This is a genomic window from Agrobacterium bohemicum (assembly GCF_001562555.1).
GTDB classification, from domain to species: Bacteria; Pseudomonadota; Alphaproteobacteria; order Rhizobiales; family Rhizobiaceae; genus Agrobacterium; species Agrobacterium bohemicum.
Window position 1 is genome coordinate 244672 of the sequence record NZ_KQ961028.1, and the last position, 22070, is coordinate 266741.

General features: G+C 57.0%; 19 protein-coding genes and 1 tRNA gene. 10 read left to right on the plus strand and 10 right to left on the minus strand.

Annotation, left to right across the window (positions count from 1 at the left end):
- Positions 1-341 precede the first annotated feature (341 nt).
- Complete coding sequence (locus ATO67_RS23110) at positions 342-488, plus strand: hypothetical protein (protein ID WP_157940937.1); 147 nt, start codon at positions 342-344, stop codon at positions 486-488.
- Between the two features lie 6 nt (positions 489-494).
- Here ATO67_RS23110 and phoB read toward each other — a convergent pair whose 3' ends face one another.
- The 7 genes from phoB to phoR all read right to left on the minus strand — a co-directional run bounded on the left by phoB (position 495) and on the right by phoR (position 8435).
- Positions 495-1178 (minus strand): phosphate regulon transcriptional regulator PhoB, encoded by a 684-nt coding sequence (phoB, locus tag ATO67_RS11915; RefSeq protein WP_045229896.1) that lies wholly within the window; start codon positions 1176-1178, stop codon positions 495-497.
- 32 nt (positions 1179-1210) lie between these two features.
- Entirely contained in the window at positions 1211-1927 is a 717-nt protein-coding gene (gene phoU / locus ATO67_RS11920) for a phosphate signaling complex protein PhoU (protein WP_067648894.1), read from the minus strand.
- An 83-nt stretch (positions 1928-2010) separates the two neighbouring features.
- Positions 2011-2826 (minus strand): phosphate ABC transporter ATP-binding protein PstB, encoded by an 816-nt coding sequence (gene pstB / locus ATO67_RS11925; RefSeq protein WP_067648897.1) that lies wholly within the window; start codon positions 2824-2826, stop codon positions 2011-2013.
- A gap of 15 nt (positions 2827-2841) precedes the next feature.
- Positions 2842-4164 (minus strand): phosphate ABC transporter permease PstA, encoded by a 1323-nt coding sequence (pstA, locus tag ATO67_RS11930; RefSeq protein ID WP_067648900.1) that lies wholly within the window; start codon positions 4162-4164, stop codon positions 2842-2844.
- Complete coding sequence (pstC, locus tag ATO67_RS11935) at positions 4161-5645, minus strand: phosphate ABC transporter permease subunit PstC (RefSeq protein WP_067648903.1); 1485 nt, start codon at positions 5643-5645, stop codon at positions 4161-4163. Before pstC ends, pstA begins: the two co-directional genes overlap by 4 nt.
- Before the next feature lie 269 nt (positions 5646-5914).
- Complete coding sequence (locus tag ATO67_RS11940) at positions 5915-6949, minus strand: substrate-binding domain-containing protein (RefSeq protein ID WP_067648906.1); 1035 nt, start codon at positions 6947-6949, stop codon at positions 5915-5917.
- A 214-nt stretch (positions 6950-7163) separates the two neighbouring features.
- On the minus strand, positions 7164-8435 hold the full coding sequence (gene phoR, locus ATO67_RS11945; RefSeq protein ID WP_067648909.1) for a phosphate regulon sensor histidine kinase PhoR: 1272 nt from the start codon (positions 8433-8435) through the stop codon (positions 7164-7166).
- Positions 8436-8585: 150 nt separating this feature from the next.
- Between phoR and ppk2 the strand changes: the two genes are divergently transcribed.
- Positions 8586-9467, plus strand: a complete 882-nt coding sequence (gene ppk2, locus ATO67_RS11950; protein ID WP_067648912.1) for a polyphosphate kinase 2 — start codon at positions 8586-8588, stop codon at positions 9465-9467.
- Positions 9468-9480: 13 nt separating this feature from the next.
- Here ppk2 and ATO67_RS11955 read toward each other — a convergent pair whose 3' ends face one another.
- Positions 9481-10650: a hypothetical protein gene (locus ATO67_RS11955; RefSeq protein ID WP_067648915.1), complete on the minus strand. Its 1170-nt coding sequence runs from the start codon at positions 10648-10650 to the stop codon at positions 9481-9483.
- 307 nt (positions 10651-10957) lie between these two features.
- Here ATO67_RS11955 and ATO67_RS11960 point away from each other — a divergent pair, with 307 nt between their 5' ends.
- Positions 10958-11914, plus strand: coding sequence for an NAD(P)H-dependent flavin oxidoreductase (locus ATO67_RS11960; protein WP_067648920.1), 957 nt, complete (start codon positions 10958-10960; stop codon positions 11912-11914).
- A 128-nt stretch (positions 11915-12042) separates the two neighbouring features.
- Positions 12043-12118 (plus strand) — tRNA-Thr (locus ATO67_RS11965).
- Between the two features lie 440 nt (positions 12119-12558).
- Here ATO67_RS11965 and rhaI read toward each other — a convergent pair.
- A complete protein-coding gene (gene rhaI, locus ATO67_RS11970; protein WP_067648923.1) occupies positions 12559-13851 on the minus strand; it encodes an L-rhamnose catabolism isomerase in 1293 nt (430 codons plus the stop codon).
- A gap of 91 nt (positions 13852-13942) precedes the next feature.
- Between rhaI and ATO67_RS22365 the strand changes: the two genes are divergently transcribed.
- On the plus strand, positions 13943-14101 hold the full coding sequence (locus tag ATO67_RS22365) for a YqaE/Pmp3 family membrane protein (RefSeq protein ID WP_082760245.1): 159 nt from the start codon (positions 13943-13945) through the stop codon (positions 14099-14101).
- 18 nt (positions 14102-14119) lie between these two features.
- On the opposite strand, the gene ATO67_RS11975 is transcribed toward ATO67_RS22365, so the two are convergent.
- Positions 14120-16213 (minus strand): bifunctional rhamnulose-1-phosphate aldolase/short-chain dehydrogenase, encoded by a 2094-nt coding sequence (locus tag ATO67_RS11975; protein WP_067648926.1) that lies wholly within the window; start codon positions 16211-16213, stop codon positions 14120-14122.
- Positions 16214-16416: 203 nt separating this feature from the next.
- On the opposite strand from ATO67_RS11975, the gene ATO67_RS11980 reads away from it, so the two are divergent.
- The 5 genes from ATO67_RS11980 (at position 16417) to ATO67_RS12000 (ending at position 22067) form a co-directional block, all read left to right on the plus strand.
- On the plus strand, positions 16417-17241 hold the full coding sequence (locus ATO67_RS11980) for a DeoR/GlpR family DNA-binding transcription regulator (RefSeq protein ID WP_067648929.1): 825 nt from the start codon (positions 16417-16419) through the stop codon (positions 17239-17241).
- Positions 17242-17286: 45 nt separating this feature from the next.
- Entirely contained in the window at positions 17287-18297 is a 1011-nt protein-coding gene (gene rhaS, locus ATO67_RS11985; protein ID WP_067648932.1) for a rhamnose ABC transporter substrate-binding protein, read from the plus strand.
- A 263-nt stretch (positions 18298-18560) separates the two neighbouring features.
- Entirely contained in the window at positions 18561-20057 is a 1497-nt protein-coding gene (locus tag ATO67_RS11990; RefSeq protein ID WP_067649099.1) for a sugar ABC transporter ATP-binding protein, read from the plus strand.
- A gap of 13 nt (positions 20058-20070) precedes the next feature.
- Positions 20071-21072: an ABC transporter permease gene (locus tag ATO67_RS11995; RefSeq protein ID WP_067648935.1), complete on the plus strand. Its 1002-nt coding sequence runs from the start codon at positions 20071-20073 to the stop codon at positions 21070-21072.
- Entirely contained in the window at positions 21069-22067 is a 999-nt protein-coding gene (locus ATO67_RS12000; RefSeq protein ID WP_067648938.1) for an ABC transporter permease, read from the plus strand. Before ATO67_RS11995 ends, ATO67_RS12000 begins: the two co-directional genes overlap by 4 nt.
- The last annotated feature ends 3 nt before the right edge of the window (positions 22068-22070 follow it).

Sequence of the window (22070 nt, forward strand, 5' to 3'; positions counted from 1 at the left end):
GTGCATGCTGGCAGTTGGCTTTTATATCAGAAAGAGGTGCCCCTGGACCCAATCGACGTCTTGGAAAAATATATCTCAGACATATGGTCCAAAGTTATTGAAGCTCCTTTTCTATCCATCTCCCGTCGGTCTTGTGGAGATGGAAGGGTATACGTTGAGTGGGCCAATAATCACTATTGGCTCATCTGTGAAGAGCGCGGCAAGGAATACTGGCGCAGGGAAGCCGAGGACATCGATGATGCCGCATTCGAGTTGAATTCGACAGAACTTATGATGCACGCAATCAAAAAGGAGCGCTCTTTACGTCCCGCAAAAGTGTCCTACCATCTCGTTGGAACTGGATGTACCTGGACATCGAAATGATGGGCGCGATGAAAACGAGTTATGGAATTCGAGCAAAACAGCGCTACGTCGAAGTTTTGCAGCGCGCGCGCCTGAGCCAAGAAGAAAGACTTTACGCGCGCTACCCAATCAATCTGGAAGTCTGATATCTATCAGGCTTCCATAGAGTATCCCGCGCCGCGCACGGTGCGGATAACATCCTGCATATTGGAGAAGTTGAGCGCCTTGCGCAGGCGGCCGACGTGGACGTCCACGGTGCGTTCATCCACATAGATGTCGTGACCCCAGACGCCGTCGAGAAGCTGAGAGCGCGAGAAAACACGACCGGGAGACACCATCAGGAATTCCAGCAGGCGGAATTCGGTTGGTCCGAGCCGCACTTCACGGGTCTTGCGGTGAACCCGGTGGGTTTCCCGGTCCAACTCGATATCCCCGCATTTCAGCACCGAAGACAGGACTTCGGGACGAGCGCGGCGCAGCATGGCCTTGACGCGGGCCATCAGTTCCGGCGTTGAAAATGGCTTGACCACATAGTCGTCGGCACCGGTGGCCAGACCACGCACACGTTCGCTTTCCTCACCACGTGCCGTCAACATGATGATCGGGAGGCGTTCGGTTTCAGGACGCATTCTCAGACGGCGGCAAAGCTCGATGCCGGAAACGCCCGGCAGCATCCAGTCCAGGATCAAAAGATCCGGCGTGCGCTCCTGCAAGCGGATTTCCGCTTCGTCGCCACGCGGGATCGTGTCCACGTCGTAACCTTCGGATTCCAGATTGTAGCGAAGAAGAACGCTCAACGCCTCTTCATCTTCGACAACTGCTATTTTCGGCACCATGGCTAAGGGACTCCGCCAGTCTTATAGGGAATTCACTCGGTTACTGCACCGAGCGTGTTGGAACTGTCGTCCTTGGGACGCTCGCCTTCCGGCTGGCTACCGGTGGCCATGTAGTAGATGGTCTCCGCGATGTTCGTGGCATGATCGCCAACACGCTCTATGTTCTTGGCACAGAACAGAAGATGCGTGCAGGTGGTAATGTTGCGCGGATCTTCCATCATATATGTCAGCAACTCGCGAAACAGCGAGGTGTACATCGCGTCGATTTCCTCGTCGCGCTCGCGGATGGTCTGTGCCTTTTCCGCCGAACGGGTGGAATAGACGTCCAGAACGTCTTTCAGCTGCACCAGCGCCAGTTCGGACAGATGCTCGAGACCGCGCGCCAGCTTGCGAGGAACGCCGGTTCCGGCAACCGCTATAACGCGCTTGGCCGTGTTCTTGCCGAGGTCGCCGACGCGCTCCAGATCGGCAGCGATGCGCAGCGAGCCAATGATTTCGCGAAGGTCGGCTGCCATAGGCTGGCGCTTGGCAATGGTGACGATGGCCTTGTCGCCGATTTCGCGTTCGGCGTTGTCAAGGATCGTGTCATCCGAGATGACCTTCTGGGCCAGGGCTGCGTCGGAATTGACGAGGGCGCGCACGGCATCCGCGCACATCTGCTCCGCCAGACCGCCCATTTCGGCGATACGGCGGGTCAGGAACTTCAGCTCTTCATCGTAAGCGGACATGATATGCGAGTGGGTCGGCATGTTCTACTCTCCAGTTTCGGTGCGATTCCGCAAGCCCAGCCGGGCTCAAGCGGTTTGCGCTGATGTTGTGAACCAACGGCAGATCAGCCGAAGCGGCCCATGATGTAGTCCTGCGTACGCTGGTCATCCGGGTTGGTGAACATCTTGTCGGTGTCATTTTCTTCCACCAGATGGCCGAGGTGGAACATGGCCGTGCGCTGAGATACGCGGGCGGCCTGCTGCATAGAGTGCGTCACGATAACGATCGTATAGTTGGCGCGCAGCTCGTGGATCAATTCCTCGACCTTGGCAGTCGCAATCGGGTCCAGCGCCGAGCATGGCTCATCCATCAGGATGACTTCAGGCGAAACGGCAATGGCGCGGGCGATGCAAAGACGTTGCTGCTGGCCACCGGAAAGACCGGTACCGGATTCGTGCAGGCGATCCTTTGCTTCGTTCCACAGGCCGGCCTTTTGCAGGCTGGCTTCGACGATCTGGTCCATATCAGCCTTGCTGCGGGCAAGACCGTGGATGCGTGGGCCGTAGGCGATGTTTTCATAGATCGTCTTCGGGAATGGGTTCGGCTTCTGGAACACCATGCCGACGCGCGCGCGCAACTCAACTACGTCGATCGCGGGATCGTAGACATCGTCCTCATCGAGCGTGATCTTGCCGGTGACGCGGCAACCGTCGATCGTGTCGTTCATGCGGTTCAGCGTCCGCAGGAAAGTAGACTTTCCACAACCGGATGGCCCGATCAAAGCTGTTACCGTGTTTTCGCGAACGTTGAGGTTCACATCGTAAAGGGCGCGTTTCTCGCTATAATAGACAGAAACGTCCTTGCCGATCATCTTGTACGAAACTTCATTCATTTTCTTGTCCAGCGCCTTTTCAACTGCTGCTTCCGACAACATGTTCATAGCTTTCAAGCTCCTCTACCAGCGCCGTTCAAAGCGGCGACGCAACAGAATTGCGCCAACATTCATGACGATGAGGAACATAAGCAGGATGATAATAGCGCCGGATGTTCTTTCGACAAAGGCACGTTCTGCTTCGTTCGCCCACATGTAAATCTGCACCGGCAGGGCCGTAGACGGGTCCATGGGTGTTGTCGGATAGTTCGTGACGAAGGCGACCATGCCGATCAGAAGCAATGGCGCGGTTTCACCGAGAGCATGCGCCAGGCCGATGATCGTGCCGGTCAGAATGCCGGGCATGGCAAGCGGCAGGACATGGTGGAAAATGGTCTGCATTTTCGACGCGCCAAGGCCAAGAGCCGCGGCACGGATGGAGGGTGGCACTGCCTTCAGCGCCGCGCGGGTGGCGATGATGATGGTTGGCAGAGTCATCAGGGTCAGAACCAGACCGCCAACCAGCGAGGCCGAGCGTGGAAAGCCCATGAAGTTGATGAAGACCGACAGACCAAGCAGACCGTAAACAATCGAGGGAACGGCAGCCAGGTTGTTGATGTTGACCTCGATGAGATCCGTCAGGCGGTTCTTTGGCGCAAACTCTTCCAGATAGATGGACGCTGCGACACCGATGGGCAGAGACAGAACCAGCACGATCAGCATCATGTAGAACGAGCCGATGAGAGCAACGCCAACGCCAGAGGCTTCCGGACGGCTGGATGCGCCGTTGAAGAAGATGCCGGTGTTGAACTGCTTGGCAATCTGGCCAGCATCGGTGAGTTGCTTGACCCAGGCGAGTTGCTGATCGGATATCCGACGGTTCTGTTCATTGACAGTCAGATCGACCTGGCCCTTGAAGGCGCTGTCGAGATCGCCCGACGCCAGAAGGGAGACGGTGCGTGTTGTGCCGATGATGCTTGGATCATTGACGACGACATCCCGGAGCTGAACGCGGATACCATCCGAAATCATCGCAGAGACACCGCGCAGAGCCGTGCGGTCATCCAGCGAAACGCCAAGTGCCTTGGCCACCGCATTGCGGGCCACGAGAGGATAGTTGGCCGTAACGAGCTTGGCCGGGTTCTGAGCACGCACATTATCCGGATCGATGATCTGTTCAGAAAACTCGACCGGGACGGTAATCATGGTCTGCTGGAACGCTGTGTAACCCTTGCCAACGACCGACCAGAGCAGAAGAAACAGGAACAGCAAACCAAAGGTGATGGCTGCGAGACCGTAGGCGCGGAAGCGGCGCTCGGAGGCGTAGCGGCGTTTGATGCCGATATCGCGCCGGACCTTCTTCGTTGCGGCTGGGGCAATAGTGCCCGGAGTAACGACGTCGGTCATTCGTACTGCTCCCGGTATTTGCGCACTATGTAGAGCGCGTAGATATTGAGGCAAAGCGTGATGGCAAAGAGGGTAATGCCAAGCGCGAAGGCAACCAGTGTCTGCGGCGAGGTGAACTCAAGGTCACCGGTCAACTGGCTGACGATCTTGACGGTGACGGTGGTCATCGGCTCGAACGGGTTGAGTTGCAGGCGTGCTGCCACACCTGCGGCCAGCACGACGATCATGGTTTCACCGATCGCACGCGAGGCCGTCATCAGGATCGCACCGACAATGCCCGGAAGGGCTGCCGGAAGGATGACCTTCTTGACCGTTTCAGAACGGGTGGCGCCCAGGCCGAGTGAACCGTCACGCATTGTGCCGGGTACTGCGGTAATGATGTCATCCGACAGCGAAGACACATAGGGGATCAGCATGATGCCCATGACGAAGCCAGCGGTGATGACGCTCTGCGCCTGGATGAAGTTCGTGTAGTCGCCAGTCGCCAGTCCGTTGATCTGCGAGGAAATGTCGCGCAGGAACGGGCCGACGGTTGTCAGCGCGAAGAAGCCGTAGACGATGGTAGGGATACCCGCCAGCACTTCCAGAAGCGGCTTTGCGACCGAGCGGAAACGAGGGCTTGCATATTCGGCCATGTAGATGGCTGAAAACAAACCGACCGGGACCGCAACCAGCATGGCGACGAAGCCGATATAGAGCGTGCCGGCCAGAAGGGGAATAAGGCCGAATTGACCTGCACTATCGGTAGAACCGGCAGCGGCAAAACGTGGGTCCCACACCGTTCCGAAGAAGAACTGATGGGCGGGCACCATGTTGAAGAACTGAATGGCTTCCGTCAGCATCGACAAGACAATGCCGATGGTTGTGAGAATGGCGATGGACGACGCCAGCACCAGAGCGGCAAGAATGACCTTCTCGACATTGTTACGCGCCCTGAACCGTGGAGCAATGCCGCGCATGGCGTAGACTGCACCGCCAATCGCCACGACGAGCACGACGAGAACCATGCCGACCTGACTGGCCGCGGACATGGTATTCAGCGTTTCAGCTGCTTCGACCATGTAAGGCTGCGGATCTCCGGCAATGGCAACGCCCTTTGACCCCAGCAGCGGCCGCAATGTGGCCGGATCGGCCTTGGCCGCAGCAAATTCTTCCGGTGTCAGGCGCTCGAGGCCACGCGCAATTGAGCCGACCATGCCGTAATTGAGGCTCTGCTGAGCTTCCGATTGCGCCCGGATATCTTCTGGAAACGCGGCGCGCACCGAAGAGGTGATAACGAAGGGGCTGATAACCAGCCAAAGCGCGAGAATGAACGCTGCAGGAAGAACCGCCCAGACGAGAACATAGGAGCCGTGATAACCCGGCCGCGAATGCATCTTTGTGGCGCTGGCGCCCACCATTGCGACTGCGCGACGTGTGCCAAGCAAATAGCTGGCTGTGCCGATCAGCGCCAATATAAGCAAAAGTATGGATGTGTTCATGGAGACTTTCCTCGGCGCATCAGAAAAGTGGATGCGGTATCAGGCAGCTTTGTAATTTGCACATCGGATCGTCCGAAGACCGGACTGACCTTGAGGTCGTACGGTTTCGTGACAGGCGCTGTATCCCCTGCTCGGCTTCGACTTTCCAGATTGATAGATCCTATTCATCGGGTCTGAGCGTCCGGTAAATAGGGCCTGTCAGCCCATGGGTGCCTTGGCAGACAGATAGATGAAAGGCGCGGCAGTGGTGCCGCGCCTTCCGTCAGGATTTACATGACCTTACCGGTTTCGAACTGGGCGCGGATTTCCTTGCGTTCTGCTTCAGGAGCAGCAACCAGGCCGTAGTTTGCCAGAGGAGATTCTGGACCGATCATCTCGTCAGAAACGAAGAACTCAACATATTCCTTGAGGCCAGGAATAACGCCGAGGTGGGCCTTCTTGACGTAGAAGTACAGTGGACGAGACACTGGATACTTGCCGCTTGCAACGGATTCCGTGGTCGGAACGATGCCGCCGACGGTTGCAACCTTCAGCTTGTCCATGTTGTTTTCGTAGAATGCGAGGCCGAATACGCCAACGCCGGTCTTGTTTGCAGCGATGCGAGCCAGCGTTTCCGTGTAGTCGCCGTCGATATCGACAGCAGCGCCGTCTTTACGAACTGCGATGCACTTTGCAGCAGCCTGCTTGGCGTCGGGAACGAGGGTCTTGAGAGCGTCAGTTGCTTTAGCTTCCTTGCAGCCATCAGCCATGATCTTCTCTTCGAAGACTTCGCGTGTGCCGTGCTTGGAGCCAGGAATGTAAGCGGCGATCGCTACGTCTGGCAGCTCCTTGTTGACTTCCGACCACTTCTTGTAAGGATTGGCAACGAGCTTGCCGTCCTTGACGATTTCAGCGGCCAGAGCGAGGTACACGTCCTTTGCCTCAAGCTTGACGTCGGCGTTGGACTTGTCCATCGCAAAGACGATACCATCGTAACCGATCTTCACTTCCTGAACGTCGGTAACGCCAGCAGCCTTACAAGCTGCAAGTTCGTCAGCCTTGATAGCGCGCGAAGCGTTGGCAATGTCGATTGTGCCTTCACCAACGCCAGAGCAGAATGCCTTCAGACCACCGCCTGTGCCGCCGGACTCAACAACTGGAGCCTTGAAGTCAGGGAATGTTTCGGAGAAGGATTCAGCAACGATCTTTGCGTAAGGCAGAACGGTGGACGAACCAGCAACCTGGATCTGGTCGCGAGCAGAGGCGGCGCCTGCGAAGGCAACTGAAGCCACCAAGGCTGCTGCGGACAATTTAACGATATTCATGTGAATCTCCCGTAGGGTGCCCGCGGTGGGCATTTGTGGACGCTGCCGGCAGGAGTTTTACCCTCTTGCCCAACTATGGGCTGCCCCGGCGACCTCTTCATAACCAGTCTTGCCACACCCTTTTATGTCACTTCGATGAAGTATTTGTGACAATCTAAATATCTGATTATTATAAATTTTTTTTCTTCATAGAATCCGCGATATGCGTTTTATGTCAAAATCTCACGGTGAAGTCGGTTCCGACATCCAGTTCCGACCGGATAATCAACCTGGCGCGGTGGCGGGTGAGGATGTGCTTGACGATGGCAAGCCCGAGACCCGTGCCTTTTTTCGAGCGGCTATCGGCCACGCTGACACGGTAAAATCTTTCCGTAAGGCGTGGGACATGTTCCGCCGGAATTCCCGGCCCCTTATCCACAACGCCGACCTCAACGGGTTTTCCAGGATTGGCACGCAAAAACACGTCCACCACCTTGCCATCCTGACCGTATTTGCAGGCATTTTCGACAAGGTTCTGAAACACCTGAACCAACTCGTCACGGTCGCCGATGACCTCGACCTTTTCCGCAGGCATATGAAGATTGATTTCGATGTCGAGATCTTGCGCCAATGGAAGCAGCGAGTCCCTGACATGACCCAGCAACGGCACCAGATCAACCTTTTGATCGGGTGCGATATTGGCGCGCAACTCCAGCCGCGACAGCGACATCAGGTCATCCACAAGGCGGCTCATGCGTGTGGCCTGATCCAGCATGATGCCCAGAAACCGCTCCCGCGCCTTTGGATCGTCACGGGCCGGGCCCTGCATGGTTTCGATAAAGCCTCGAAGCGATGCCAGTGGGGTGCGCAGTTCATGGCTGGCATTGGCGACGAAGTCGCTCCGCATCCGGTCTATCCGGCGCAATTCCGAAACATCCCGGAAAGACAGAATGTAAAGCGGCGCACTTGCCTGCCCCTGCATTTCAGCCAGCGCAATGCGGACGATGAAGACACGCTCGGAAGGCAATCGCTCCGAATGCTCGACCTGATTGGGCTGTCCTGTGGCGATGGTTTCGCGAATGACATCCAGCAGACCCGGAGAGCGCAGTCGTCCGGAAATGTGCGAGCCGACAGCAAGTGTTCCGAACGCCTTTTCTGCGGCGCTGTTTTCGAAGAGAACGCTGGCATTACGGTCCAGAATGAAAACCGGGGTGTCGAGAACCGCAAGCCCGGAACGAACACCGGCAATCAGGCTTTCGCTGACACCTTGTTCCTCTTCTCTTTCTGCCTCGGCGGTATTTTCCCGGGGCAATCTTGCGACAACACCAGAGCTGATCGCCAGAATGGCCAAGACCGCCCCCAACCAGAGTGCTAGCGGGACATAGGGCGAGCGCAACTCCGACAGGGCGACCGCGGCGAGCAAGGTGACGACAATAATGGGTAGCCAGCTTCTGCGAAGCTTCTGCAAATATCGCCCCACTGCGTCTCCACCTTCCATGATTGCCATAGTCTTCCACTTTTCTTCTACGCCGAAATCGGCGCATCGAAACCTCTTATCCCTCTTTCATGACAAAGATTCATCACTATGTCTTTTCCACAGCCTGTATCAACGCAATGACAAGACGCCGACCTCAAACATCACATCCAGGGAGCCATGATGAGCGAAAACGCCAAGGACCGTTCGGTTGAACTTCAAATCGAAGGCAAAACCCGAATCTTCAACATCGACGATCCCGTTCTGCCGGAGTGGGTCGAAGATAAAAAACTTTCCGCCGGTGGGTTCCCCTACGACAAGAAGATGAACCGCGACGAGTATGACAAGACGCTGGAAGCGCTACAGATCGAGCTAGTGAAAGTTCAAAACTGGTTGCAGGCCACCGGCCAGCGCGTGATGTCGGTTTTCGAAGGGCGCGATGCCGCCGGAAAAGGCGGGGTCATTTCGGTCATCAAGGAATATCTCAACCCCCGAACTGCGCGCGTCGTTGCGCTTACCAAACCAACGGAAACCGAACGCGGACAGTGGTATTTCCAGCGCTACATCTCGCATTTTCCAACCGCTGGAGAATTCGTGATGTTCGACCGTTCCTGGTATAACCGCGCAGGCGTCGAACCTATCATGGGTTTCTGTACTCCGGAGGAACACAAGCGCTTCCTCAAGGAAACGCCGCGCCTCGAAAAGATGGTGGTCCATGAAGGCACCTACCTGTTCAAGTTCTGGCTGGACACGGGCCGGGAAACCCAGCTTGACCGCTTTCACGATCGACGTCATAGCCCATTGAAATCCTGGAAATTGTCCGACATGGACATCGCCGCTCTGACCAAGTGGGACGACTACACGGCCATGCGTGACCTGATGCTCGAAAAAACCCATAATGATGAAGCGCCATGGACGGTCATCCGTGCCAATGACAAGCGCCGCGCCCGCATTAACCTGATCAAACACATCCTGGCGTCGCTGGACTATGACGGCAAGGACAAGAAGGCGATTGGCGATATCGACGGCAAGATTCTGGGGTTTGGTCCGGATTTCTTGAAGTAGAAAGCACCTCGCATCACTCGCCCGGCAGAATCCTGACAGAGTAGAGATTGACCGGGCGACCGTTGCCATCGACATCGCTGTTGATGACAATGCGGCCCGGACTGTTGGGAGCAAGCGTCCGGTCGAACGTCACATTGATCAGCATGTCCGCACGCTCAGGCGTTGCCGTGAAACGGTGGCGGGCGCAATTTCCAAGGCTACCGAAATCACAGCTGATGGACAGCTGCGTCTGGCGGTCGCTGGAGGATTGTAGTGTTATGGCAATGGTCGAGGATTTACCGGCCATCTCGCGCAGCACTTCTGTCGGCACGGCAATGCTGACGTTACCATCAGCCTCCGCCACGCGTGATGTCAGCCGCACGGCTTTTCCAGCAGGTGTAGAGATGTCCTCGATGGCGGCGAGAGAACCTGCTTGAAGACCTGAATTGCCACGATCAGCATTGAAAATCTCGTTCCAGGCATCAGAAAATCCACGCCCTGCTTCAAGGCTCGGCTCCGGCTTGGTCTCCGTGCCCGTGAAATCTTCCGACTGCACTTCCGGCGGCGGATTTGGGACGCTGGTGTCACGTTCGGCAGGGCTAAGCAGCAGGCCGGAACTGTAGACCCACCATGCGCCAAAACCCAGGAATGCCAACAGGGTAAAATAAATGAACAACCGCGCGACCAGCCGCTTTTTACGGCGCGCTTTTGCGGCGCGCTGTGGCGTGAATGCTAGAGACCCCATATCCGAATCCGATGCAGACCTGGCATCTGGCGCGACCACGCCGCGCTCGGCACGAAAATCCTCTATATCGTGACCCGCGGGATCGGCATTCGGAGTTTCACCCCTCACCTCCGCATCGACCGGCAGGTCGTTTGCTTCCTCTTCCCACTGCGCAGGCGAGACAGATGGCGTGACCGAAGGAACCTGTGGCGCAGCAGCAGGCGCCCTGGCTGCTTCACGCCGAACATGATCTTCCACGACATTGAGCAGCCGGTTGCGTTCTTCACTCTCGATAGCATGGACCAGCATTTCAAGCCGCTGGCGCTGCTGCGCCACCACATCGGGGTCTTCTATGCCCTGCTTGCGCAAACCCGCTTCCAGCGCTTGCCGCGACGACTGGTAGATCCGCGCGCGCACTTCGGCGCTTGATCTGTCCGATTTTTCGAGGGCATTCCTAATTGCCGTTTCCAGTCCGCTCACGACCCGTCCTTACCTTGCCATGCAAAAGGCGTCTGCGGCCTTGCGCCATGTTGTTTACGATTCGGTAACGACTAGCTTGCGCAATCGCAAGCGATGTATTTCACAAACAGCGCAATGGCTTGGGGAAAAGCACTCGAAATGGCTCGTAATGCAGCCTTTTCCGTCTTCTCGGCTCCTACCCCTGATAGCCGGCTGTGGAATGCACAGGGTGATCTTACGATAGCATTTTGCATTCTTTTTCGCTTTTCAGACCGCGTTAGCTTCGCTACATCTTACGTGTGCGTAAACGTAATTCGTGGGAGGAAACATGCTGCCGGCCGTACTCAACGATAATCTTCGACTGCCGGTGATTGCCTCGCCGCTGTTCATAATCTCCCATCCCGAATTGACGCTGGCGCAATGTAAGGCTGGCGTCGTCGGCGCATTTCCAGCTTTGAACGCCCGCCCGGAAAGCCAGCTTGACGAATGGCTGGCGATGATGACCGACGACCTTGCCAGCTATAACGCGGCAAACCCCGAGAGACCGGCGGCGCCCTTTGCGGTGAACCAGATTGTTCACACCTCAAACAAGCGTCTGGAGCATGATCTCGGTCTGTGCGTCAAATACAAGGTGCCGATCGTCATCTCATCGCTGGGAGCCGTGCCTGAAGTCAACGCCGCCATTCATTCCTACGGCGGTATCGTGCTGCATGACGTGATCAACAACCGCCACGCCAGTTCCGCCATTCGCAAGGGAGCTGACGGCCTGATTGCCGTTGCGACAGGTGCAGGCGGCCACGCAGGCACGCTCTCCCCCTTCGCACTGGTTCAGGAAATCCGCGAATGGTTCGACGGCCCCCTGCTTCTGGCAGGCGCAATCGCCAATGGCGGAGCAATCCTTGCCGCCCAGGCCATGGGCGCTGACATGGCCTATGTCGGCTCCCCCTTCATCGCCACGACCGAAGCGAGGGCAAGCGATGCGTACAAACAGGCCATCGTCGACGCCCAGGCCAGCGACATCGTGTATTCCAACTATTTCACCGGCATTCACGGCAACTACATGAAAGCCTCGATCATTGCCGCTGGCATGGACCCCGATAATCTGCCAGTGGCCGACCCGTCAAAGATGGATTTCGGAGTGGCGACGAGCGGCGCAAAAGCATGGAAAGACATCTGGGGGGCTGGCCAAGGCGTGGGCGCCGTCAAAGCCATCGAACCAGTCTCCGCTCTGGTCGACCGCCTCGCCTCCGAATACACCGCAGCCAAGGCGCGGCTTTGCAACTGACATTGACGAAGGCGGTGCGAACCGTTGCGGATTTTTAAGTCAAGCGACATTCAAGACTTGAAATCCGGGTTCAATGCTTGTATCAGCCCGCCATATCCCACGGCGCCGGAACTATCGGCGCCTGGTAAGCCGCTTTAGCTCAGGTGGTAGAGCACATCATTCGTAATGATGGGGTCGCAGGTTCGAGTCCTGCAAGCGGCACCATTTTCCCGTGTTGTTCAATTGGATACTGCGAGATTGATTGCGGTTAGGCACCTTCCATATTTGGCAGGCATCTACACCATTTATTCATTCACCGCTCCCAGAACCGCAAAAAACTTTCACATGCGAGTGAAATCATTGCTGAGGCTGGGTGGTCGTCCTGGGTATCAACGTCCCGTCCTGGCTTTGCGGTGAAAGCTGCCTATCGCCGTTGAGGAATGCGATGCTCAGCACGATGCCCACGAGCACTAGTAAAAGCGCTACGAAAATCAGGCCTGATTTGTCTATTGGTTGCTTCATGCGTCCCTAACATAAACGTGAATGTGAAGATGATGGGGCGGAAAACACATTTCTTTAACGCTGGACATATTTGGTTACAAATAAATGAAGGCACGCCGTCGCGTGCCTTCATTTATTAGTGTTTGCGGCTCTCGAGAATGGCGTCAAATGATGCCGCCGCTGCCGCTTCTGGATTCCGGGCGTTCGGCTGCCACCTTGGCGCGGTAGCCACTGGCGCGGTACGTGGCGATGGGGTCGAGGGCACCGCTAGATCTTCTGCGCGCTTCAGCCAGAATGGGTTCCACATCCGTGCGGTAGGCTCGCTTCAGTGTGTCGGATGCCATAAGCGCGTCGTTCTCCTGTTGGAAACCATCGAGTGCCGTGCGGTCCACAAGCAGCGCCTGCGCATAGGAACGACGGATTTCGTTGGCGCTGGAGATGAGGCTTTCGATAGGATCGGTCACATTGTGCGACTGGTCGATCATATGGGCCGGGTGGAAGTCTTTGACGCCGCGATGGTCGGCATCAACCAGTTCGTTGAAGACGAGGAAGAGGCGGTAGGGATCGATAGAGCCTGCATCCAGATCGTCATCGCCATATTTGCTGTCGTTGAAATGGAAGCCGCCGAGCTTGCCGAACTGGATGAGGCGAGCGACGATCATTTCGATGTTGGTGTTGGGCGCATGGTGGCCGAGATCCACAAGGCAGAAGGCCTTTTCGCCCAGAGTGTTGGCGATGAGGTAGTTCGTGCCCCAGTCCTGCACCACTGTGGAATAGAAGGCCGGCTCGTACATCTTGTGTTCGGAAAAGATGCGCCAGTCATCCGGCAGAGCCTTATAAATCTCCGCCATAGCGGAGAGATAGCGCTCGAAGCTCTTGGTGAAATTGCTCTGGCCGGGGAAGTTGGAGCCATCGCCCACCCACACCGTCAGCGCTTTGGAGCCGAGGGCATTACCGATTTCGATGCATTCGATGTTGTGGTCCACCGCCTGTTGCCGGGTTGCTGCGTCTGCATGGCTCAGCGAGCCGTATTTGTAGGAATGCTGCTGTCCCTCGGCATCCGAAAACGTATTGGAGTTCATCGCATCGAAGCCGAGGCCAAGAGCATCGGCATGGGCTTTCAGCATTTTTGGGTCTTGGCTGTCCCATGGAATGTGCAGGGAAACATTGGGGGTAGCAGCTGTCAGCTGGTTGATGACGGCGCAATCGTCCAGCTTGTCGAAGATGCCACGCGGCTCTCCCTTCCCGGGAAAGCGGGCAAAGCGCGTGCCACCGGTACCGACGCCCCAGGAAGGAACAGCGACGAAGAATTTAGACACCTGCGCGGTGATGGCCTCGATATCGATGTCGCGACGCGCTAGATTAGTACCCAGCGCCTCGTAATCCGCATGATGGGCGCTCGCGCGCTTTTCATTTTCGCCGTCAACGATCTCTGCCGCTATTTTCAGTTCGGTCATGCTGTCCTCCCGTTCCTCGCCTCCCGCAATTGAACCAATTCCGTGCTCCCCACGTTATGTGCTTGGAAACAAACAGACGGGATATTCAATCGTGGACATTGTTCGTATTATTCTTGCCATCTTCCTGCCGCCAGTCGGCGTCTTTCTTCAGGTCGGCCTTGGGCTTCAGTTCTGGCTCAATATTCTTTTGACGCTCTGCGGTTACATCCCTGGCATCATTCACGCCATATGGGTCATCCTGCGCAGATAAACGTTATTTCACCCGCGCCTAGCGGGTGAAACTCTGCGCGTTACCAGCGTCGACATTGATGATGTTGCCAGTCGATTTTGCCGAGGCATCCGAAGTGAGAAAGTAAATCGCTTCGGCAATGTCCTCAGGCAAAACATTCAGTTTGAGCATTGAGCGCTTGCGATAATGTTCTTCCAGATCGGTGACTTCGATCTTGGAAGACGCTGCACGCTGCTCACGCCATTCGCCATTCCAGATTTTCGAACCACGAAGCACGGCATCCGGGTTGACCGTATTGACGCGGATTCCGGCGTCGGCACCTTCAAGCGCCAAGCAACGAGCCAGATGGATTTCCGCGGCCTTCGCCGTGCAATAGGCCGATGCATTGGGCGATGAGGCGAGGCCGTTCTTGGAGGCGACGAAGACGACGTTGCCGCCGATATTCTGGCGACGGAACAGACGGAAGGCTTCCCGCGAGACGAGGAAATAGCCGGTCGCAAGAATGTCGATATTCTTGTTCCACATGGCGAGCGTCGTTTCTTCGACGGGTGCGGAGGACGCGATGCCCGCATTCGACACCAGAATATCGACACCGCCAAATTCGACGCTGGCCTGCGTGAAGGCCGAGAGAACTGTGTCTTCCTTCGTCACATCCAGCTTGACACTACGCACGGCATCCGCGCTGAAACGCTTTTCGAAATCGCCTTTTGTGACTTCCAACGCAGCTTCATCGATATCCGCCAGCACGACGCAGGCACCTTCATTTGCCAAGCGCTCCGCTGTGGCACGGCCAATACCGCCCGCGCCGCCGGTGATGAAGGCCACACGGCCCGCCAAGCTCTTTGGCTTTGGCATGCGCTGTAGCTTTGCCTCTTCCAAAAGCCAGTATTCGATATCGAAAGCTTCCTGCTCCGGCAGGCCCTGATATTCGGAAACCGTGGAAGCGCCGCGCATGACATTGATGGCGTTGACGTAAAACTCACCGGCAATGCGCGCCGTCGCCTTATCCTTGGCAAAGGACAGCAGACCGACGCCGGGAATGAGGAAAATCACCGGATTGGGGTCTCTGATTTTCGGTGAATTATCGTGCTTGCAGGCTTCGTAATACCGGACGTAATCAGCGCGGTAATCGGCAAGCGCCTGATCAAGCCCGGCAAGCAGCGCATCCACATCAGGATTTGCGGTGTCTAGATCGAGGATCAGCGGGCGGATTTTGGTGCGCAGGAAATGGTCGGGGCAAGACGTGCCGAGCGCGCCCAGCGGCTTTAAATCCTTGGAATTGACGAATTCGAGCACGGCTTCCTGATCATCGAAATGGCCGAGCTTGCGCTCATCGCGACCGATATGACCACGAATTTCCGGCATCAGACGGGCAGCGATGGCGCGGCGCTCTTCAACGGACAGGCTTTTGGCGATAGCGCCACCGAAAATTGTCTTGCCCTCGGTTTCCTTGGCAAACCAGGTGATGGCCTTGTTGATAATCTCCAGCGTCAGCTCGTAGCAGGCCTTGGCATCATTATCCCAGGTAAACAGACCATGGCTTTCCAGCACGACGCCCTTGGCCGTGGGGTTGGCCTTGACGAAGGCTTCAAGGTCCAGACCGAGCTGAAAGCCGGGCCGGCGCCATGGCAGCCAGCCGATATCAGCCCCGAAAATCTGTTGCGTCAGCTCTTTGGAATTCTTGGAAGCCGCAATGGCGATGATAGCATCTGGGTGCATGTGATCGACATGATCGAACGGCACGAAACCATGCAGGGGTGTATCGATGGAGGCGGCGCGCGGGTTGAGATTGAAGGTGCAATGGGGCAGGAAACCGACCATGCGGTCTTCGTCTTCCACACCCTTATAGATGCTTTTCAGCGCTTCCAGCTTGTCGAGATAAAGCGTGGCAAAGCCATCCAGCTTGATGGTGCCGACATCTCCGCCCGAACCCTTGACCCACATGACGCGGACTTTTTCGCCCGTCAGCGGGTCGGTTTCCAGCACTTTTGCGGAGGTGTTGCCGCCGCCGTAGTTGGTGATGCGCTTGTCTGCACCCAAAAGATTGGAGCGATACAGCAGCTTGCCCGGCTCATCGAGTGTTGCCGCATAGGCATCATCCCAGCGGTTGTCGAGAAGACCCGTCTGGCCCATCGCAATATCCTCCCATGTCGTTTATCTGCAGGCCATCGAACCGGCCCGCCTCCCGATGCAGGCAGGTATCGCGCATTCAAAACGGCAATGTCAATCACAAACGATCATATATTTTCATGCTGCATTCGCACCATTGTTTATTTTGATTGAACTTGATTGACAACGTCAGATCTTTACGAATAACTGACCATCAGGAGGACCCCATGCACGAAAGCGAACGCCATCGCATCATCTTGAGCGCTATACAGGAAAAGCCTGTGGTGACGGTGCAGGATATTGCCGAGTTGACGGACGCTTCCGAAGCGACCATCCGGCGCGATATCGCCTCTCTGCACGTTCAGGGAAAGTTGCGGCGGGTGCGCGGCGGGGCTGAGGCGGTGCATCCACCACAGCTGGGCAACCTGGCAGCGCGGCCGTTTCGCGTGTCTGAATCGGTCAATATCGACAAGAAACGCGCAATTGCGCGCAAGGCGGTGGATCTCTGTGAAGAAGGTGACGCCATCATCATCAATGGCGGCACCACGACCTTTCAGATGGTCCATTATCTCTCGGCACGACGTTTGCAGGTCATGACGAATTCCTTTGCGATTGCCGAGCATCTGGTCAAGCATTCCAAGTGCAATGTCAGTGTGCCCGGCGGCGCGATCTACCGCGACCAGAGCCTGATATTGTCGCCCTTCGAAAATGACGCGATTCGCAATTTTTATGCGCGCAGAATTTTCATCGGCGCGCAGGGTGTTGGCGCGCTCGGCATCATGGAATCGGATGCGCTGGTCATTCAGAGCGAACAGAAATTGATGCGGCAAGCGGAAGAGCTGATCGTGATGATCGACTCGTCCAAATTCCGCAAACGTTCGAGCCTCATTCTCTGCCCGCTGGAAAATGTCTCCACCATCATTACCGATGAGGGCATTTCCGATGAGGCGGCACGGATGGTGGAGGCAGCGGGCGTGACGTTGATCGTGGCTGGAACGGCTGCAGCGCAGACGCGACCACCGGACGAGGAGGATTCCGTTTCGGTCGCTTGAAGAGCACCGCCGCGGGAATAAGGTTTAATCGGGAGGAGAACCAACATGAAACTGACACGCAGAAAACTCAGCCAGGCATTGGCCCTTAGCGTCGCCATCGGCGTTGCCGGATTTGGCGGTATGGCGCAGGCCAAAGACATCAAGATCGCGCTGGTCGTGAAATCGCTCGGAAACGGCTTCTTTGAAGCCGCCAATAAGGGTGCGCAGGAAGCGGCCAAGGAACTCGGCGGTGTCGAGATCATCTATACCGGCCCTACGACGACCACGGCTGAAGGCCAGATCGAAGTCATCAACTCGCTGATCGCGCAGGGCGTGGATGCGATCGCCATTTCCGCCAACGATCCTGACGCGGTGGTGCCAGCCCTCAAGAAGGCAGCACAGCGCGGCATCAAGGTTATCTCCTGGGATAGCGGTGTTGCACCGGCAGGCCGTATTCTCCAGCTGAATCCATCATCCAACGCGCTGATCGGCAAGATGTGCCTGCAGCTGGCTGCGGCCCATCTGGATGGCGGCAAGGGCGACTTCGCTATCCTCTCTGCCACCACCACCTCCACGAACCAGAACATCTGGATCGACGAGATGAAGAAGCAGTTGAAGGACTTCCCCGGCCTCAACCTCGTCACCACAGTCTACGGTGACGATCTGGCCGACAAGAGCTACCGCGAAGCTCAGGGCCTCCTCACATCGCAGCCGAATGTGAAGGTCATCGTCGCCCCGACTACGGTCGGCGTGCTGGCCGCATCGCAGGCGGTGAAGGATGCAGGCAAGATCGGCCAGGTCTTCGTGACAGGCCTTGGCCTTCCATCCGAAATGGCAGGTGCCATCAAGTCCGGTGCCACCAAGGAATTCGCCATCTGGAACCCCATCGACCTCGGCTATTCCGCCACCCAAATCGCCTATCACCTTGTGAAGGGTGATGCGGATGGCAAGCCAGGCACAGAGATCGAAGCCGGACGCATGGGCAAGATCAAGGTTGGTGAGAATAGTGAGGCTGCGATGGCCGATCCGTTTGTGTACAACTCGTCCAATATCGATCAGTTCTCGAAGATTTTCTGATCTTTAATGATTCTCCCGGCGGCATTGGTCGATGATCGCTGCCGGGGATTTCAAGTCGCATCCACACCCTCGACGTCATCCTCGGGCTTGTCCCGAGGATCTGCGACGTCTCGGACTTTCAACGTGGTTAGATCCTCGGGACAAGCCCGAGGATGACGTCGAGGGTGTGGGTCGCCCCTGCTCCACAAGGAGCGTTCGGACTTCTGACAATGACAATGGCTGTAGAGAAAATCACCGACGCGACAGCGTCACACGCACAAGCCATGGGAAGTTCAGCTCCCATTCTCGAAATGCGCGGCATCAGCCAGATATTCCCCGGCGTCAAAGCCTTGGATGGCGTCAACATTGCGCTCTACCCCGGCAAGGTTACCGCCCTCATCGGTGAGAACGGTGCGGGTAAATCGACGCTCGTTAAAATCCTGACCGGCATCTACCGCCCCAACGAAGGCGAAATCCTGCTGGATAGCCAGCCCGTCACCTTCCAAAGCGCGCAGGATGCCATCGATGCGGGCGTCACGGCAATTCATCAAGAAACCGTGCTGTTTGATGAGCTGTCGGTGGGTGAAAACATCTTTCTCGGCCACGCACCAAAGGGGCGTTTTTGGCTGATCGACTGGAAAACGATCAATGAACAATCGCGCACGCTGCTGGAGCGGCTGGAAAGCAAGATTGATCCGACCATTCGGCTGAAAGACCTGTCGATTGCGCAGCGGCATCTGGTGGCGATTGCGCGGGCGCTTTCCGTCGAAGCCCGCATCGTCATCATGGACGAGCCGACGGCGGCTTTGTCGCGCAAGGAAATTGATGACCTCTTCCGCATCGTGGAAAACCTGAAACGGCAGGGAAAAGCCATCCTGTTCATCAGCCACAAATTCGATGAGGTCTACGAAATCGCCGAAAGCTATGCGGTGTTCCGCGATGGCAAGATGGTCGGTTCAGGCGATCTGGCACAGACACCGCAGGATGAAATCGTGCGTCTGATGGTGGGGCGCGATGTGAAGGATGCATTCCCGAAACAGGCGGTCAACATTGGCGAAACCACACTTTCGGTACAGCGCTATTGCCACGATACCGAATTTCGCGACATTTCCTTCGATCTGCGCAAGGGCGAAATTCTTGGCCTTTACGGCTTGATCGGCGCGGGGCGCTCGGAGCTGTGCCAATCCCTGTTCGGCATCACCCGCCCCGCCTCCGGCACACTCATGCTCAATGGCAAGCCGCTCTCCATCCGCTCGCCGGAAGACGCGATCCGCTCTGGCATCGTCTATGTACCGGAAGAACGCGGGCGGCACGGGCTGGCGCTCGATTTGCCGATCTATCAGAACATGTCGCTGCCATCTCTGTCACGCACATCGCGCAAGGGCTTTTTGGCGGCGGCCAATGAATTTGCACTGGCCCGCAAATATGCGTCGCGGCTGGATTTGCGCGCCGCTGCGCTCTCCGTGCCGGTCGGCACGCTCTCGGGCGGCAATCAGCAGAAGGTGGTCATCGGCAAATGGCTGGCAACACAGCCAAAGGTCATCATTTTGGACGAGCCGACCAAGGGTATCGATATAGGTTCCAAGGCCGCCGTGCACGGTTTCATCAGCGAGCTGGCGGCCGAGGGCCTGTCGATCATCATGATTTCATCCGAACTGCCCGAGATTCTCGGCATGTCCGACCGCGCCATCGTCATGCGGGAAGGACTGATGGCTGGCACCTTCGAGCGCTCGGAATTTTCAGCCGAAAAGCTGGTGCGCGCCGCCACAGGTAATGCGTGAGAGGAGCCACACCATGAAAAGACTGCTCAAAAACCGCGAATGGCTGCTAGCAGGCATTATCATCCTGTTGATCGCAGGTTTCTCGCTGCGCTCCCCTGGCTTCGAGCGCCCGGCCAATCTCGTCAACATCTTCAATGACACGTCGATCCTGATCATTCTGGCGCTGGGCCAGATGGCGGTGATCCTGACGAAATCTATCGACCTCTCGGTCGCTGCCAATCTCGCCTTCACAGGCATGGCGGTGGCCATGATCAATGCGGCCTTTCCCGGTATTCCCCTGCCCTTCCTCATTGCGATGGCAGTCGTGATCGGCGCGTTTCTGGGCTCGATCAACGGCATTCTCGTCTGGTGGCTTGGTCTGCCTTCCATCGTGGTCACATTGGGAACGCTGACGATTTATCGCGGTATGGCCTTTGTTCTCTCGGGTGGGGCATGGATCAACGCGCATCAGATGTCATCGACGTTTCTCAACGTTCCACGCACGCCCGTCCTGGGCATGCCGGTTTTGTCCTGGGTCGCGATCCTGATCATTGCAGGCGCATGGCTGGTCTTGACGCGCACCTCCTTCGGACGTTCCGCCTATGCCTCCGGCGGCAATCCGGGCGCCGCGGTTTACGCGGGGATTGATGTCGGACGCACCCGCTTTCTGGCCTTCGTGCTATCAGGGGCTCTGGCGGGGCTGGCGAGTTATCTCTGGGTGTCGCGCTATGCCGTCGCTTATGTTGATATAGCCTCGGGTTTCGAACTGGACAGCGTTGCGGCCAATGTCATCGGCGGCATTTCGATTGCCGGTGGCATCGGTTCGGTGGCAGGGGCTGTGCTGGGGGCGCTGTTTCTAGGCGTCATCAAGAACGCGCTGCCCGTCATCGGCATCTCGCCCTTCGCGCAGATGGCGATTTCTGGCGTCGTCATCGTTCTCGCAGTGGTCTTCAACGCCCGCGCCGAAGCCAAGAAGGGCCGCATCATCCTGCGTGACAGGGCCAAGACCGAAATTACCAAGGAGGCTTCGGCATGAGCGCGACCGTACCCGAAACCCGCGTCATTCCAGACAAGCTCGGCACGCCGTTCAAACGCATCATTGCCAGCTGGGAAGTGTTGCTTTTAGGCGTTGCGATCCTCATCTTCATCGTCAATTCCTTTGCGTCACCCTATTTCCTCGATGCCTATAACCTCTCCGACGCCACCTTCAATTTTACCGAAAAGGCGATGATCGCATTCGCCATGGCGCTTCTCATCATCGCCGGTGAAATCGATCTTTCTGTTGCCGCGATCATCGCGCTCGCCTCCACCGCCATGGGCTATGCGGTGCAGATGGGCGTCGGCACGCCTGTTATCGTTGCCATCGGCATCGGCACCGGTCTTGTTTGCGGTGCTTTCAACGGCTTTCTGGTCGCTGGGCTGAAACTGCCCTCCATCGTCGTCACCATCGGCACAATGAGCCTGTTTCGCGGTATCTCCTATCTGGTTTTGGGCGATCAGGCCTTTGGTAAATATCCTGAAAGCTTTGCCTATTTCGGACAGGGCTATGTGTTCTGGGTCATCTCGTTTGAATTCGTATTGTTCGTGGTCATGGCCGTCATCTTCGCCATTCTGCTGCATGCGACGAATTTCGGCCGCCAGGTCTTCGTTATCGGCACAAACCCCTTTGCCGCGCGCTTCTCCGGCATCCCGGTCGAGCGGGTGAAGTTCATCCTGTTTCTGCTGACCGGCCTGATGAGCGGTATCGCCGCCGTCTGCCTCACCTCGCGCCTCGGCTCCACCCGCCCCTCCATCGCGCAAGGCTGGGAGCTGGAAGTGGTGACCATGGTGGTGCTGGGCGGTGTTTCCATTCTGGGCGGCTCCGGCACCATTGGCGGCGTGGTGATTGCGGCTTTCGTCATGGGCCTCGTCACCTTCGGGCTTGGCCTTCTCAACGTGCCCGGCATCGTCATGTCGATTTTCGTTGGCCTTCTCCTGATCATCACCATTGCCATTCCCATCGTCGTGCGCCGTCTGCGAGCCATGAGGTAGACC

Coding starts and splice junctions, on each gene's coding strand:
- ATO67_RS23110 (WP_157940937.1), top strand. CDS start 342: ATGTACCTGGACATCGAAATGATGGGCGCGATGAAAACGAGTTATGGA.
- phoB (WP_045229896.1), bottom strand. CDS start 1,178: ATGGTGCCGAAAATAGCAGTTGTCGAAGATGAAGAGGCGTTGAGCGTT.
- phoU (WP_067648894.1), bottom strand. CDS start 1,927: ATGCCGACCCACTCGCATATCATGTCCGCTTACGATGAAGAGCTGAAG.
- pstB (WP_067648897.1), bottom strand. CDS start 2,826: ATGAACATGTTGTCGGAAGCAGCAGTTGAAAAGGCGCTGGACAAGAAA.
- pstA (WP_067648900.1), bottom strand. CDS start 4,164: ATGACCGACGTCGTTACTCCGGGCACTATTGCCCCAGCCGCAACGAAG.
- pstC (WP_067648903.1), bottom strand. CDS start 5,645: ATGAACACATCCATACTTTTGCTTATATTGGCGCTGATCGGCACAGCC.
- ATO67_RS11940 (WP_067648906.1), bottom strand. CDS start 6,949: ATGAATATCGTTAAATTGTCCGCAGCAGCCTTGGTGGCTTCAGTTGCC.
- phoR (WP_067648909.1), bottom strand. CDS start 8,435: ATGGCAATCATGGAAGGTGGAGACGCAGTGGGGCGATATTTGCAGAAG.
- ppk2 (WP_067648912.1), top strand. CDS start 8,586: ATGAGCGAAAACGCCAAGGACCGTTCGGTTGAACTTCAAATCGAAGGC.
- ATO67_RS11960 (WP_067648920.1), top strand. CDS start 10,958: ATGCTGCCGGCCGTACTCAACGATAATCTTCGACTGCCGGTGATTGCC.
- rhaI (WP_067648923.1), bottom strand. CDS start 13,851: ATGACCGAACTGAAAATAGCGGCAGAGATCGTTGACGGCGAAAATGAA.
- ATO67_RS11975 (WP_067648926.1), bottom strand. CDS start 16,213: ATGGGCCAGACGGGTCTTCTCGACAACCGCTGGGATGATGCCTATGCG.
- ATO67_RS11980 (WP_067648929.1), top strand. CDS start 16,417: ATGCACGAAAGCGAACGCCATCGCATCATCTTGAGCGCTATACAGGAA.
- rhaS (WP_067648932.1), top strand. CDS start 17,287: ATGAAACTGACACGCAGAAAACTCAGCCAGGCATTGGCCCTTAGCGTC.
- ATO67_RS11990 (WP_067649099.1), top strand. CDS start 18,561: ATGGGAAGTTCAGCTCCCATTCTCGAAATGCGCGGCATCAGCCAGATA.
- ATO67_RS11995 (WP_067648935.1), top strand. CDS start 20,071: ATGAAAAGACTGCTCAAAAACCGCGAATGGCTGCTAGCAGGCATTATC.
- ATO67_RS12000 (WP_067648938.1), top strand. CDS start 21,069: ATGAGCGCGACCGTACCCGAAACCCGCGTCATTCCAGACAAGCTCGGC.